The sequence below is a fragment of the Desulfotalea psychrophila LSv54 genome, from assembly GCF_000025945.1.
GTDB classification, from domain to species: Bacteria; Desulfobacterota; Desulfobulbia; order Desulfobulbales; family Desulfocapsaceae; genus Desulfotalea; species Desulfotalea psychrophila.
The window spans coordinates 1558651-1574068 of sequence record NC_006138.1 but is presented as its reverse complement, the minus strand read 5'-3'; the positions used below and the strand labels follow the sequence as shown (position 1 = coordinate 1574068).

Sequence of the window (15418 nt, the reverse complement as noted above, 5' to 3'; positions counted from 1 at the left end):
CAGACCACCCGCAGGGAGAGGCTATGCTTCTCCCCTTCCCCATACTACATAAGCTTGCCAACCAATCGGGAGCCCAACAGTTATCCTTCTATTAAATATTCTTTTTGCCAAGAAACTGCATGGCAAGCATGGTTATATCGTCCGATTGCTCGGCCCCACCGGTAAATGCTTTTATGGAGTCATCGATGGCATGGATGAACGGCTTCGCAGCAAGGCCGCTACAGCGGTCTACTTCTGTAAGTAAACGATCATCTGAATAGAGGCTCTGTTTACTGTCCATGGCTTCAGTGACCCCGTCGGTATAGATAAAGAGGGTATCCCCGGGCTGCATGGTCATAGATTTAGTTGTATAAACAGAATCCTCCATTGCACCTGCCACCAGCTCGTTTAATGGAGGTATCCATTCTGCTTTTCCACCCTTAGGTATAAAGAGGGGCGGGTTATGACCTGCATTGGCATAAAGCACCTCTCCAGTACCAATATCAATCACCGCCAAAAACAGGGTGACAAACATACAGGCATCGTTATCTTCGGCCAGATCATTATTAACCTTCGCCAGTATTTCACCCGGATTAAGCCCCCTTTCAGCGACCACCTTAAGCAGAGTTTTGGTGACAGCCATGTAGAACGCAGCCGGTACGCCCTTACCAGAGACGTCACCCACCAGAAAGCAGAACCGATTCTCATCAATGAAGAAAAAATCATAGAGATCGCCACCGACCTCCCTTGCTGGCTCAATGCTTGCGTAAATATCAAATTCAGATCTATTGGGAAATGCCGGGAAGAGCTTAGGCAGAATAGACATCTGAATATCATGGGCAATACGAAGCTCAGACTCGATGCGCTCTTTAACCGCGGTAGTTTCCGTCAGGTTAGCGATATATTGTTTCAGGGAATCACGCATGGTTATAATTGATCCTGTCAGTTCGCCAACCTCATCCTGGGCGACAACAGCAGGCAGATCTACATCCAAATTACCAGAGGCAATGTCATTTACCGAGCCGGTAAGACTTCGAAGAGGACGGGTGATTTTACAGGAAAGATAGATCAGGAGCAGGGCTAGAGCTACAAAGCCAAGAACAGCCAAGGTGACGACCTCTTTGGTCAAACGTGCTACCCCGGCAAACATCTCCTGTTTTGGAAAAACAACCCCAATGGACCACTCTTGCTCAGGTAAAGAGGTAAAGTAGAGAAAGCTGTCCCCGGTTAAAGGTAAATCTGCCAGTTCTTCAACTCCAGACTCGCCCGCAACCATCCGTCTCCCTATGTCACGAAGAAGAGGTTGTCCCTGGTTTTCAGCGGAGGTGAAGATCGTCTCGTTCATCACCACCTTTGCATTGGGATGGGCAATGTATGTACCGTAGCGCGAAAGCAAAAAAACATAGCCGGTTTCATTTGTATTGATCTCAGCTATCAGCTTCTGCATCCAGTCAAGAGAGATATCAGCCGTAACCACTCCCGCCAGCACCTCTTCTTTTCCATCCTTACGGTAAAAGGGAACGGAATAGGTGGACATAAGCTGATGCCCCCCTCCGGTATCGAAGTAGGGTTCAGTCCAAATCGATTTTTCCAACTCTTTTGCCAACTGATACCAGTCCATATAAAAATACTGATAACCCGGCCTGCCAAGGTTGGTGGACGATATTTTGTTCTGTGAGCGAAAAGAGTAGGGGGCGTAATACAGCTTTTCCGGATCAAATCCGTAGGGTTCAAATGCTATGGCAGTCCCAAAAATTTCCTGATTATTCATGAGGACCTGCGTCCCCAGTTCCTGGAGCCGTTTTTCATTGAGGTTGCCATCCTCAAGGGAAAAGGCAATAGAGTCGGCAACCTTTTCCATAGAGTTCAGCACTGCAGCTATTCGCTGACCTGTTGATGCGGCTAAAAGGGTGCCCCGATCTTCAGCAAGATCTTCAATAATTCCACGTGAAACTGTATAATTATAGCCAATAATAACGGCAAAAATCAGGGTGGAAAAGGCCAGGGTGAGTGACGCCAGCCGAAAGGCGATTCCGTTTATTCTCATTGCAGGTCTCCTTTGTAGAAATCCTGGTATATCAACTCTGACTGCTTGCCTCCTGGAAAGCGCAGCACCTCTTGGGTCCGAATGAAATCGCTCTCTTTCAGTATCGTCTTTAATTGCTTTTGCCCTTTGACTAAGAGAAGATCTTTCATGCGGTCCAGCATCCATGTTTGATGGGCTCTATTGGCCTTGACCTTGCTCTCTTTCATGATGCGAAGCATGGTGTCGACAGTCTCTTCAGGGTGAGCAAAGGCGTACAACCAACCTTCGGCAGTCGCCTCCACCAGCGTTTGGGCAGTCTCTGGAGATTCGTTAAAGGTAGACTCCAGACTGTAAATTCCGTCTTCTGGCAGATTCATCTCCAAATCGCTAAAAAAGAAGATGGTCATCTCATCCTCATTCAAGCCATAGGAGAGCAAGCGATGATACTCGTTGTACCACATAGCCAAACCCACATCGATGCCGCCGCGCATGAACAGCTCAAACGACTGAGATTGCCTGACAAGTGTCACATTCAACCCCTCACGCTTGAACAGGGCTTTAGGCTGCAGACAAAAGTCCTCACCCCAGGTGCCAATCCTGGCTCCATCAAGGTCATGAATAGTCTTTATCCCCGAATCCTTACGGGCCACCAGCATAAGCGCAGATCGCTGCACAAACTGACCAACATTAACAAGAGGTACACCTTGAGAGCGCAGTTGCAAAGCATCAGATAAAAATGCTGTAGCAAATTCTGCTTTTCCCAGGCGAACTTTTTCACAACCATTCATATTTGCACTGCCAGGAAGTATTTCCACCTCAAGACCATGAGAGGCATATATTCCTTTTTCGTGCGCCATGTAATAGCCGGCAAATTGTGCCTGCGGGTACCATTGCAATGCGAGTCGGACATGTTTAGCAGCAAGGGATAGGGCTGCTGAGAAGCAGATGAGCAGGGCAATAAAAAATATCTCTGTTGCTACTCTGTAGATATGGACAAGAGGATTACGGTTCTGCTCCATTAAGGGCTCTCCTTAAAAACGTAGGCAAAAGGATAGACAATGATTTTAAAAGCTCATATTATTTTATAATTTGTATACCCACAACAAGCCTCTACGGTATGAAGATGCGCGAAGGGGTAGATGAGACATGGTAGCAAAAGGGAAGGATAAGCGAATTGTTTTGGTTTGAAAATCGCCTGAAGAAATCATAAAAATCCCCTGTACTTTTAGGCTTTTTGCTATAGTACTTTAAGTACTCATAAAAAAATTATATGTAAATTATTTTAAAAACACAAAGAATCAATACTTTTCTCTGCAGAAACTATCATTCAGACTCACCCTCCACATTTCACTGGAATAGTTAGCAAAAATTGGTCCAACACTGAACAACCTGGATTGAGAGGACGAAGCATGACAATGCAATCGAGCTCAAGCAGTCAAGTTCAAGTCTCACCAGCCTGGCCAAGGGAAGTTAATAATCATAGGGCAGGACGGAAAGCACGGGCAAGATAGATGAAGAAGAGGGAGCTGCAAGGCATAGAATTTGACACAAATTTCACCTTGCTATTGATACAGAAACTAATCGCCTAAGTGAAATTCCAATAAAGTCAGTTCGTGATGCCAAGGCCTTGAGACCCTTATTGAACCCTCTTCGTCGTCGCATTAAACAGATATCAGGCGATGGTGCCGCGGACAGCAAAGAGTGCTATAAGCAGATGAGATGGAGTAGAGAAGAGCTGATTTTTTTCCCTCATAATTTATGCAACAGGGCCTATGATTTTTATAAATATTGGTCATATGCATCAATTTTCATTTTTAATCTTTCTGCAAGAAACTGGCTTGCCTCTCCTAATTTCTCTAATATAAGGCGAGCTTCATTTTGATATTTGCCAATTTTTTCTTTGTTCCAGTGCCTTGGCGGTGGTTGTAAATTCGTGATTCGATCACATAACTTAACCATCCACACCTCTTTAGGTTGAGTTTTTATTCTAGCAATACTGTCCAGCATTTGTTCAACCTTGGAAGGCAATTTTTTATTTTTAGTGAGCGATAAAACGCCATCAGCAATATCAGAGCCAAATATTTTTTTAATATCTTCATGGGTCGTTGCCGTATCCTCAATAGAATCATGCAATAACGCACACAAAACAAGAATATTAGAATTTTGGATGTTTTTATTGGCTACAGTTGCTACCGCCTCCATTGCAACGAGCCCAAGGTGATTAATATAAGGTATATCGCTTCCAGGTATCTTTTGCCCATTATGAATGGCAGAGGCAAAATTCCACGCTTCTAGATATTTATCTTGATCCCAATTATTCATGATATATCTTTTAAAAATCCCTAAGCTGAGTTCAAATAATAAGTGCAACATCTCTACCAGTGAAGAGCTGCCGGGTTACCGGCAAGAAAGCACCTAACTTGGGCAAGCGTTATTCAGCGACGCCGCTAGAGGTCTAAAACCTATTTATTAAATTCACCTCGAATCCACTCAATTCGTTTCCGGTTGGCACCAAGATCAGAATATCCGAGCCGGGAAGCGGATCGAACATAAATAACCGTCTCGCCGCTTTGCTCCTCCGGAAAATAAAACTCCACGTCATCAACAAATCGAAACAATGCTGACGTAAATTCTACTCGAACATAATCCTCCTGAACCGTCAGAATATTTGTTCGCTTTTCGGCCTCAAGTATCTGCAAGAGACGGACTCGCATCTCCTGCCGTGTTCCTGCGTAACGGATAGGTTGAATATAATGTTTTTCTCCAACCGCCTGACTATTCACACAGTTTGGTGTTTTCGGGCACGGCGTCAGCTCACCATTTTTTATCCCCAGCTCAGACATAGTTCCCGCACACCCCGTTAATAATAATAAGTTTACCAGAACAACTATAATTTGTTTTTTCATTGCTCTTCCGCCCTTTTGGGTCTTTTCCACCTAACAGGCCCAGCAATACAGGCCTGCACCATAAGCCATAATGCAGTTGTTCTTCACCTCTAAATCGTTAAATTTGTCCCAGATCTCGGACGATCACTAATCCTCCCCTTTGAACAGCTCAAATAAATGCCAGGCAGGCCTTGAAAACGTCGACAAACAGCCTACAAGAGACTAGATTCGAGATCCGTAACCTACAATATAAATTTCAACTTGAAGCATTGAGCAAAGCCTTTCGATTTGACAATATTAACGCTGAATTAACCGGATGTCGGGCTTTTTCGCCCGTCCGCGTTCAATGTTGGATTATGTTCTTCATGATGAATTCCACAAATAATTAAGTAAAGTGTCCACAGAATTCACAGTAATGGCTCCAATGAGAGGTTGGGCCGAATTACAAAAATCATAGACAGACACCTTTACCTTTAAGTCCGATTCAGACCTCGGGCCGGATACCCGAGACCTGAACGAACCAACGTTCTGGAGTCACTGCTCCTAAACAGTAAATCTCAGGGTATCCCCCCAGTTGCCCACCTCCCAACTACCATTATAGCCACCAAGACCTTTGTCCGTCTTGGAAGCGATGCCGGAACTCTGATTCGGATCGTCGGCTGTACCCGTAATGCTTGAGATGCGAATACCAAACTGAGTAACGGAACCATACTTTGCTATCTGATCGTTCATTTGAGCGATATCATTTCCGGCTGTACTCATAATTTTTTCTCCTTTTAAATTCAAAAAATTCCTTGCTTAATCAATCAGATAAAGATGTAACTAAAGCCACTTATACGGGGATGGCTCACCTCCTTTTCCAGGTGCCTGCCAACCTTGCCTGACTCAAAGGCCGACAAACGCAGACCTGCATCCACTACGGATGATATCAAAAAAACAACATCAACTCAAAAGAGATTTGGCTTCTGTAAACAGAGACCTGCGGGCAGCCAAAAGTCCACCAAGAACTATCGGCCAACTTCTTATATTGTCACAGGTACACAGAGAACGGGGCGGGAAAAGACAAATTACATTATTTTAAGTATTTGGTGGGATGATGTAAGCTTTGAACTTATCACACTTGATGAATTACATGAGTGAGCAATTTTTTTATCTGCCTATTATTTGCAAGTACAACTACCCAGACACAGACACTTTCTGACAAGGTTATCAGCATTGCTGATGGTGATACCATTACCGTTCTCGATGGCAGTAAAAGGCAACACAAGATTCGCCTGTGTCAGGCGGTACACCCTCTCGGCAGGCAGGATTCTCCTGCTGCGTCGAAGATCATGCCCTGTCCAGGCAGTTACCCCCTAGCCTCGATACATTTTTTTCTGACACTCTTCGTGCTCTTTACATGCCCTGCTCCAGAGTAGAGCAACAGAGGCCAGAAAATCAACATCCGTTCTTTACAGACTTCTCAATGTCTTGTTGGCATTGATCTGATCCGCTGAGAGTGCATAAGAGTATGATGTCTGACATTGGCCTGATGGTGAGAGAAGGCTCTCTTACTACTTTGATACTGATTAAGTTTTAATTTTGCGCGAAGGGTGAGGAAAATGCTGACACATTCAGGGCAAAATTGACTACCTGCGTGCTTCTTAATCTCCTCAAGGGCCCATTCATGTGTTTTATGAGCTCTATATGGACGATCTGATGTCATCGCATCAAAGGCATCTGCCAGACCGATGATCCGAGATTCAAGTGGAATGGCATCACCACTTATGCCATCAGGATAACCCTTACCATCCCAACGTTCGTGGTGATGCCGAACAATCTCTGCCAAGAGGGTAAATTCCGGATTTTTACTGAGGATCATTGCCCCGATTTCCGAATGAGCCTGCATCTCCGCCATCTCTTCAGCTGTCAATTTTCCAATTTTATTTAAGGTACTATCAGACACCCCTATCTTACCTATATCATGAAGATGGGCCGCGTAATGGACAAGACGGCACTGTTCAGGAGAAAGTGCCATCGCCTCAGCCAAAAGTTCAGCTAGACCGGCGACACGATGGGAGTGTTCAGAGGTATAAGGATCACGAATATCAAGTGTCGCGACCACCATATCAACCACGGAATGAAGACCCAAAACACTGGGCAATAAGGATACAGGCTTGGCGCTAAAAGATGACAAAACTAATTCTCCCCAAAATGTCTGAATAAAGCCCAGCGGCACTTACCCCCGTGCTGTCCGGCCAATTGGCAAGGATGACTCACCATAAATTACAGATAATATCTATTTATGAGAGGTATATAGCCAATATTATTCTATTTAGTCAAGAGTATTATAAGGCGTACCTAATATTTTTTGCCAAGCATGATAATCTTTGACCTCTTTGCAGGCAGCAGCCCCCCTCCTATCGCCACTCCGACAATAAGTTGAGTTCTCATTTGAAAGAGGATCTCTTCCCTGCTAGGCTTAAAATAAGCAAGAGACTCGGAGAGGAGCCAATAAGAGAGTCTCTTCCTTCTACTCCCGACTTACTCAAAAAATATAAGGAGAGACAGCCATGCTCGACTACTACCTAGCTGTAAAGGCAATCAAAAAGCTACTCGACAATCTGGCCGACCAGAGCGAAATCGAACGCTACACAGGCCATGCGACCATCAGCCACATCTGCGATGAGATCGAGAAAATCTTAAAGGATCGAGAGGTGAACCTTAATAGCGCCAGCGAAAAAATCTCCTCTTTACGTCTCCATGCCGCCCAGGCCTGTGCCCTGGTAGATTCCATTCACCCCTTTGAACAACATATTAGCCAGTGCCACAGTTCTCTTGCGACCCTGGAGCAGATGCTTGACAGCCTTGATATTGACCTGAGCTATCAATAGGCGCTTTATTTTAGCAGAAAAAAAAGTATGAGAATGGTCTTAGTAAACCCAGGACAGTGATTCGTCTCTCACTCCGACCATAAAACAGAAAGGGCCTTAAGAGCTGGCAGAGCTTTTAAGGCCCTTTTTTGTTAGCTTTTTTTTATAGCCCCCCCCACCTTGCCACGAATTAACTGACTGTTCTTCGCAAGCTCCTCAGCAGGCGTACAAAAATTAATTTCCAGCCATTTTCCACAGCTCTTGAACCTGCTTGAAAATGCGTGGTATTTCACAGCAAAATTTGGTAAATGGACGATACCTGTTTTTGTCCAGCAGAGGAGAACAGGCAAAAAAGGTGGCACGTTTTAATATTTAAGGAGAGAAAATAGCCTGAGGAGAAAGTTTGAAAATGCGTTTTTTATCCCTGTTTGTGCTGTTATTCTTTTTAGCTGTGCCTGGAGCAAATGGCAAAAATATCGGCAGCAGTGTCAATAGGGCGAAAAAAAATATCACCAAAATAACTATCATTAACAATCAAATACTTATTCCGGTCACCCTGCGACATAGAGGCAGAAGCAAAAGGGTTTATATGGTGCTCGACACGGGCTCCAGCCATACAACCATCCCCTATAGATATCTAAAGGGGATGAGAGCTAACTATGGACCAAAGGTGGTGGCAACGGTCGCCAATGGTTCAAAATGCTATGGCCGCTCTGTGGAGCTGGATATGCTAAGGGTTAGCACGGAGCATGAGTACAATTTCACCGTCTCGACATACCCGCAATCTGGGTCCCAAAACAGGGGCCTGCTGGGAGTGGATTTCCTCAAGAAACATCCCTTCAAAATAGACTTTGAAAATAAGTATATCGTCTGGATGTAGAGCTAGTAAAGACTCCCCTTGGGAGAAAGGCCATCGCCTCTCACTCCGACCAGGCAAAAAAAAAGCCAACCACCTCATAGGGCGATTGGCTCTTCTATTAATTCTGACTTTACTATTTATTGTTCTGTCTGCAGCTGCCGTCTCTCTTGCCACAACCGAGGCCTCGTCCTCCTCCCACGCCGCGTCCACCACCCTGGCCCTGACCTCTACCCTGGCCTAAGCCCTGACCTTGCCCTAAGCCCTGACCTTGTCCCGGTTTCTGACCTAAGCCCTGACCTTGACCCGAGCCCTGACCTAATCCCTGACCGCCCTGACCTTGGCCCGGTCTTCTCTGACCTAAGCCCTGTCCTGGTCCTTGCCCTAAGCCCTGACCCGGTCCTCGACCTAAGCCCCGACCCTGACCTGGTTCCTGGCCCTGTCTCTGGCCCTGGCCTAAGGCCTGTCCCTGGCCCCTGCCCTGACCTGGTCCCTGAACTGGGCTTTGCTCATTCTCGCCACTGCCCGCCTGATTAAGCTGACTATTTTCCTGTTCTGCCTGAGTCATGAGATCCTCCTTGAGATCTATGGTTGTTCTGCCACGTCTTCTCCGCCCCCCCCTACCCTGCATCTTATAGCAACCACCCCCAACCTTGAGGCGTTTGCCCGTGACCAGGGCCTGAGAGAGAATAAAACGTGCCTGCCTTAATACTCGGCCAAATGTCTGTCTTGATATGTTCATCTGCTCAGCTGCCTGAGACTGATCAAGCCCGAGATAGTCACTGAGCCTTATGGCCTCAAACTCCTCCATGGAGAGGGTGGTATCCCCAGTATGGCTAATACCATCCGGGCTAAATCCCTCCACCTCGGGATGCATTTCAATAAATCTTGGTAGCTTGGGCCTTGGCATCAATCCTCCTCTGGATAAGTTGTTTTGGTCATTTGACTATAACTGTAGATCCGACGGAGATTGCTGTCAAGGGTATTTTGGTCATATACCCAAAACAAAAGTAAAACCATCTGGAGAGGGTATTGCCAGAGACGCTTTGTAGATAAGGGTTTTGTATAGTACAGGTGGGCAAAAAAAAATCCCCACCAAAGGGCGGGGATTAAGGGAGAGCTAGTCGATCCTAAACAATTCTGCAGGGGCCTGACTAAGCACCGTGATGATGATTGCTGAGGGTATTAACCGGCTTGGCCATCTTCTGCATCAGGGTGCCAAAGAGCACAGCGCCAAGGGTAGCGGGCAGTATCCAGCCAAATCCCGAGGAGGCAAAGGGAAGTTTGGCAATAAAGCTCCCGGCGGTGCCCGTTTCAATCTTGAGATAGGAGAGAACGTCAAAGAGGCTGACAAAGACAGCACCAGCCACCGCACCCCGGAAGACACCGGCATTAAGGTTTTTGCCGATAAGGGTGAGGAGGATCAGAACAATAATAACCGGGTAGGCGATGATCAGAAGCGGTACCGACAGTTTAACAATATTTTCAATACCCGAAACCGAAATACAGGCACTGAAGATGGTGGTAGCCAGAACAACCGGCTTATAGGCCAGTTTGCCGCCACTAAGTTCTGAAAAGTAGTCTCCGACAACGGCGGTGAGGCCAACAGCCGTGGTCAGACAGGCAACGGAGACCACAAGGCACATGGCAATCTGGCCCGTTCTCCCCAGGATGGTATTGGTCATAGAGACAATCAGATCCGCCCGGGAAATACCTGCAGGAAAGACATTATTACCAGTTGCGCCCAGATAGAGGAGACCGCCATAGACAAACATCAGGCCGGCCCCGGCAATGAGACCTGACTGACAGGCCAGTTTCATCTGCTGTTTTGGCTCCGTATAACCCTTGGCCTTTAGGGCCGTGAGAATAAGACCGGCAAAGAGAATAGAGGCCATGGCATCCATGGTCTGATAACCTTCGGAAAAACCATTGGAAAAGGGGTGGGCAAAGGCGGTATCCAAAGGTACCCCCATGGGCTGGCTTACCCCAATAAAGATAATAATAGTAATGATAAGCAGAAGGGCAGGGGTAAGAAACTTGCCTATTTTATCAATAATACTCGACGGCTTAAGAACAAAGAGCAGGGTGATGGAAAAGTAGAGAGCCGATACCAATACCGGGCTTACATCACTGAACATGGGCTGAATGCCAATCTCATAGACGGTGGCAGCGGTTCTGGGAATGGCCAGAAAGGGACCAATGGAAAGGACAATGCCCGTACCCAAAATCTTGGCAAAGGCCGGATGAACCCTGCCGGCAAAGAGATCAAATGAGCCCTTACTTCTGGCAATGGCCACAACACCCAAAATAGGCAGACCAACACCAGTGAGGAGAAAGCCAAGCATACAGAGAAACCAGTTGTCTCCGGCAAGAAATCCCAGTGCAGGTGGAAAGATCAGATTCCCAGCCCCAAAAAACATCGCAAACAGCGCAGCTCCAACAACAACCACATCCCTCAATTCTTTCTTCACTACTCCTCCTCCATAAATTTAACTCACTGATAATGATTAAAGACGGTGCATAGCTAGCCAACACCGGCAGAGGATCTGTAGCATTTTTATGACAAAAAATACAGGGCTAAGACCAGACTGAAAACATTTAATCCCAGGGTGGCTGCGGCCGAAAAAAGGGTGGAAAATTACTGCCTGCCATAAGCCTTGACGTTAAAATGAGATTTTGCAGCCCTTACATTTATCAGATTTCCACTGCCTGAATAAGCTATTTAATCTCAACCATTTAACAAGATGAAATCGAGACAAAGCAGAGAAAGACACCACACTGTGGTATCTTTTTGCTTGACCACGCCCCCTTACCAGTTTAGGGTTGTCAAACATTTACAGCTACGACTAAATAAGTCAGCTATTATTTATTTCTATACAGATGGAGAAAAATATGTTCCCCCGATTATTAGCATTAACCCTGGCGATGACAATCAGCCTACCGATTTTTGTATCGGCAGCAGGCGAAGAAGTTGTTGTATATTCAGCACGTAAAGAACATCTAATAAAGCCTCTTTTCGATCTCTATACCCAGAAAACTGGTGTTAAGGTTAAATTTCTTACGGGAAAGGCTGGGGTACTCTTGGAACGCCTGAAGGCAGAAGGGGAAAACAGCCCGGCAGACATTTATATCACCGTGGATGCAGGTAACCTCTGGCAGGCAAAAGAGGCCGGCGTATTGCAACCCGTAAATTCAACCATTTTAGCAACAAATATTCCAGAAAACCTCAGGGATCCTGAGAATAACTGGTTTGGTCTCTCCGTACGGGCACGGACAATTGTCTACAATACCGAGACCGGCATCGCCGATAAACTCTCCACCTATGAGGACCTCGCCGACAAGAAGTGGCAGGGGAAATTGGTGCTGCGTACATCAAAGAAGGTCTACAACCAGTCTCTTGTTGCCTCCCTCATAGCTGATTATGGCGTTGAAAAAGCAGAGGAAATTGTTAAGGGCTGGGTGGCAAACCTTGCTACAGATCCTTTTAGCAACGACACCAAGGCAATGAAAGCAGTAGCTGCAGGCCTGGGAGATATGACCATTGTTAACACATACTACTTCGGTCGTCTTATGAAGGAGAACCCTGAGCTACCTCTTGCCATCTTCTGGCCGAACCAGGAGATCAGCGGTGTACATATGAATGTTTCCGGGGCAGGCATCACCGCCCACGCCAAACATAAAGATGCGGCCGTAAAACTTGTGGAGTGGTTATCCAGCGAGGAGGCCCAGGGGCAATTTGCCGCTTTGAATATGGAGTATCCCGCTAACCCGAGTATTGCCGCCAACCCGATTGTGGCCACATGGGGTGATTTTAAGGGAAATCCACTAAATGTCGCTCAGTACGGTGAGCTTCAGGCAGAGGCTATAAAACTTATGGATCGCGCCGAGTACAAATAAGACTGACATGCGAACCTTCCTCAAACTACGACTGGCCGGGCTGGATAGCTGGCAGATATCTGCAATTACCTTGGCAGGGCTGGTCGTTATCCCCATAGGAGTAATTTTCTGCTCGGTCTTTCAGGCTGAGCAGGAAATTTGGCGACACCTCTCTGAAACGGTGCTGACTTCTCTCCTGCTCAATACATTCTGGCTCGGTGCCGGAGTTCTGGTCTGCACCACCATTCTCGGGGTTGGATTTGGCTGGTTGACAGGTGCCTGCTCATTTCCCGGGAAATCCTTTTTTTCCTGGGCCTTAACCCTGCCCATGGCGATCCCTGCCTACGTGATGGCCTTTATCTTTATAGGCGTGATGGACTTTGCGGGCCCGGTTCAGTCGGTAATAAGGATGATCCCCGGCTGCTCAGACCTCATCTTCGAGGTGCGCTCAAGGCCATTCGTGGTGATTGTCATAAGCGCCACCCTCTATCCCTATGTATATCTCTTAAGCCGGGCAGCATTTTTAAGCCAGGGACGAGTTTTGATAGAGGCAGCCCAAACCCTGGGGGTGAGCCCCTGGATTGCCTTCTGGAAGGTGTCTCTGCCAATGGCAAGACCGTGGATTGTCAGCGGTCTGGTCCTGGTCTTAATGGAAACACTGGCAGATTTTGGTACAGTCTCTGTTTTTAATTACGATACCTTTACCACGGCCATCTATAAGGCCTGGTTTGGCTTTTTTTCTCTGCAGGCGGCTGCCCAGTTATCATCAATTTTAGTGCTGTTTGCCTTGGTCCTGGTATTGGTCGAGGCATCATATAAAGCCAAAATGCGCTTTTACTCAAATGGCAAGGGCAGAAATGCATATAGCAGAATCCAGCTCAAAGGCTGGCAGGCCCGGGGGGCGACCCTAGCCTGCTCCCTGATGGTCATTTTCGCCTTTGTCCTGCCTGTTATCCAACTCGTATACTGGGCCATCGGTCTGGCAGGAAAAGATCTACCCAACTATGCCAGCCAGGCGGGACAGACACTTTTTCTAGGCGGCGGAGCGGCAGTGTTGACCTGTCTCTGCGCCCTGCTGCTTAGCTATGTAAAGAGACGTTCACCGCACAGACTCAACCTCCTATGCGCAAAGGTCTCTACCATAGGATATGCCCTGCCAGGCACAGTGCTGGCGATCGGTATTTTTATTCCCATCGTTTGGCTTGATAACCAACTCCAGATCATCGCTCAGTATTTATTTCAGGTAAATATAGGCACAGTTTTTCAGGGCACACTCTTTGTCATGTTCATGGCCTATGTTGTCCGTTTTCTTGCTGCCGGTTTCAGCGCAATTGACAGCAACATGCTGGGCATAAGTCCAAGTCTTGATGAGGCGGCATCGCTCACCGGTGTGAAGGGACGGCGGCTGATTCGCCTCATCCACCTTCCACTCCTGAAAAAGGGGCTGCTAACGGCACTTATTCTGGTGATGGTGGATGTTGTTAAGGAGATGCCCATCACCCTTATGACCAGACCCTTTGGCTGGGATACCCTGGCTGTAAAAATATATGAACTCACCAGTGAAGGAGAGTGGGAACGAGCTGCCCTGCCAAGTTTATACTTGGTCTTAGCATCTATTATACCCGTGATCCTGCTTATCCGCCAAACAGAGGAAGCTTAATGAATAGCCAAGATACTATTTTACAGATAAAAAATGTGTCCAAGTCCTACGATGAACAGAATATCATCGAAAATGTCTCTCTCTCACTTGCCCGCGGAGAGATCGGCTGTTTACTGGGCCCCAGCGGCTGTGGCAAAACAACCCTGCTTCGTACCATTGCAGGCTTTGAAGAAATCCAGTCGGGCAGGATAGAGATAAATGGAGAGGTGGTTTCAGCTGCAGGGATGAGCAGATCCCCTGAAAAACGATCCGTGGGCATGGTTTTCCAGGACTACGCCCTCTTCCCTCACCTCTCTGTAGAGCAAAATATTGCCTTCGGTATACGGGAAAAGCCCCGCCCCAGGCAAAAAGAGAAGGTCCGCTCTCTACTGAAGCTGGTTGGCTTAGAGGATGCCCTAGGCAAATACCCGCACGAGCTCTCGGGAGGACAACAGCAGCGCGTCGCCCTTGCCCGCGCCCTTGCCCCTGAACCTGAATTGCTTTTACTCGATGAGCCATTTTCCAATCTCGATGCTCTGTTAAGAGATCGGCTGACTATAGAGGTAAGAGATATTTTAAAGAAATCAGGGACAACAGGGCTGCTGGTGACCCATAACCAGTATGAGGCCTTCTCTGTCGCCGATAAAATTGGCCTTTTATTCCATGGGAAGATGCAACAATGGGACAGTTGCCATAATATTTACCACCAGCCAGCAACAGCAGAGGTTGCAACCTTTATAGGTGACGGAGCACTTATCTGCGGGAGAGTTATGGAAGCGGGAGAGATAGAGTGCGCCCTGGGGCTCCTCAAGACGAATATTTCCGGTCCCCATAAGAGGGGCGATGAGGTGAGAGTGCTCATCCGACCGGAAGAGATTCACTGTGGGGAAGATGGCGAGATAGAGGCCCGGGTGACGCACAAATCCTTTCGTGGAGGGAGCTCCCTATACCAACTAAAACTTGGCAGCGGAGAAATATGTCAGACCTTAACCTTTGCCAGAGAAGAGCTCAGAGTCGGTGCCTCTGTCAAAATATCCCATAGGCTTGAACAAATATCGTGCTTTGCAAAATAGATCAGCCCCATGGCTTACCCCCGAAATCGATTTCCTAAGCAAAGACCGAGGGGCGTTTAATGATATTTATCTCTCCTGAATCGGCTTAGACAATTTCTCCCTCTACCCCATCTGCCTCCTTTAATCCTGCTCCTCTTTCAGTTTCCACGCAGTGGCAGCTATAGAAAAAAATACCAAGTACATATTATAACAGGTGAAGTATCTAAGCAGAGCAAGAAATGGCCTGCTATAG

13 protein-coding genes are annotated in these 15418 nt (G+C 47.0%); 5 read left to right on the top strand and 8 right to left on the bottom strand.

Going from position 1 to position 15418, the window contains the following annotated elements:
* Positions 1-91 precede the first annotated feature (91 nt).
* The 6 genes from DP_RS07165 to DP_RS07130 all read right to left on the bottom strand — a co-directional run bounded on the left by DP_RS07165 (position 92) and on the right by DP_RS07130 (position 7066).
* A complete protein-coding gene (locus DP_RS07165) occupies positions 92-2026 on the bottom strand; it encodes a SpoIIE family protein phosphatase (RefSeq protein ID WP_041277743.1) in 1935 nt (644 codons plus the stop codon).
* Entirely contained in the window at positions 2023-3024 is a 1002-nt protein-coding gene (locus DP_RS07160; protein ID WP_011188647.1) for an ABC transporter substrate-binding protein, read from the bottom strand. Before DP_RS07160 ends, DP_RS07165 begins: the two co-directional genes overlap by 4 nt.
* 760 nt (positions 3025-3784) lie before the next feature.
* Positions 3785-4327 (bottom strand): HD domain-containing protein, encoded by a 543-nt coding sequence (locus DP_RS07155; protein WP_041277742.1) that lies wholly within the window; start codon positions 4325-4327, stop codon positions 3785-3787.
* Between the two features lie 140 nt (positions 4328-4467).
* Positions 4468-4911, bottom strand: a complete 444-nt coding sequence (locus tag DP_RS07150) for a DUF1499 domain-containing protein (protein WP_041277741.1) — start codon at positions 4909-4911, stop codon at positions 4468-4470.
* Positions 4912-5433: 522 nt separating this feature from the next.
* Positions 5434-5652, bottom strand: a complete 219-nt coding sequence (locus DP_RS07145) for a hypothetical protein (protein ID WP_041277740.1) — start codon at positions 5650-5652, stop codon at positions 5434-5436.
* 700 nt (positions 5653-6352) lie between these two features.
* The gene (locus DP_RS07130) at positions 6353-7066 is read right to left on the bottom strand and encodes an HD-GYP domain-containing protein (RefSeq protein ID WP_156792224.1); all 714 of its coding nucleotides are present in this window, start codon (positions 7064-7066) and stop codon (positions 6353-6355) included.
* Positions 7067-7442: 376 nt separating this feature from the next.
* On the opposite strand from DP_RS07130, the gene DP_RS07125 reads away from it, so the two are divergent.
* Together DP_RS07125 and DP_RS07120 are read left to right on the top strand one after the other, a co-directional pair.
* On the top strand, positions 7443-7763 hold the full coding sequence (locus DP_RS07125) for a hypothetical protein (RefSeq protein WP_011188641.1): 321 nt from the start codon (positions 7443-7445) through the stop codon (positions 7761-7763).
* Positions 7764-8151: 388 nt separating this feature from the next.
* The gene (locus DP_RS07120) at positions 8152-8622 is read left to right on the top strand and encodes a retropepsin-like aspartic protease (RefSeq protein ID WP_041277739.1); all 471 of its coding nucleotides are present in this window, start codon (positions 8152-8154) and stop codon (positions 8620-8622) included.
* A gap of 112 nt (positions 8623-8734) precedes the next feature.
* On the opposite strand, the gene DP_RS17395 is transcribed toward DP_RS07120, so the two are convergent.
* Together DP_RS17395 and brnQ are read right to left on the bottom strand one after the other, a co-directional pair.
* A complete protein-coding gene (locus DP_RS17395; protein WP_011188639.1) occupies positions 8735-9508 on the bottom strand; it encodes a DUF134 domain-containing protein in 774 nt (257 codons plus the stop codon).
* Between the two features lie 244 nt (positions 9509-9752).
* Positions 9753-11069, bottom strand: a complete 1317-nt coding sequence (gene brnQ, locus DP_RS07105; protein WP_011188638.1) for a branched-chain amino acid transport system II carrier protein — start codon at positions 11067-11069, stop codon at positions 9753-9755.
* Between the two features lie 421 nt (positions 11070-11490).
* Between brnQ and DP_RS07100 the strand changes: the two genes are divergently transcribed.
* The 3 genes from DP_RS07100 to DP_RS07090 are packed head-to-tail and all read left to right on the top strand — an operon-like array spanning position 11491 to position 15186.
* Complete coding sequence (locus DP_RS07100) at positions 11491-12495, top strand: extracellular solute-binding protein (protein WP_049785028.1); 1005 nt, start codon at positions 11491-11493, stop codon at positions 12493-12495.
* A 7-nt stretch (positions 12496-12502) separates the two neighbouring features.
* Positions 12503-14134 carry an ABC transporter permease gene (locus DP_RS07095; RefSeq protein WP_011188636.1) on the top strand — a complete coding sequence of 544 codons (1632 nt, stop codon included), beginning with the start codon at positions 12503-12505 and terminating at the stop codon, positions 14132-14134.
* Positions 14134-15186, top strand: coding sequence for an ABC transporter ATP-binding protein (locus DP_RS07090; RefSeq protein WP_041277737.1), 1053 nt, complete (start codon positions 14134-14136; stop codon positions 15184-15186). Before DP_RS07095 ends, DP_RS07090 begins: the two co-directional genes overlap by 1 nt.
* Positions 15187-15418: the final 232 nt, after the last annotated feature.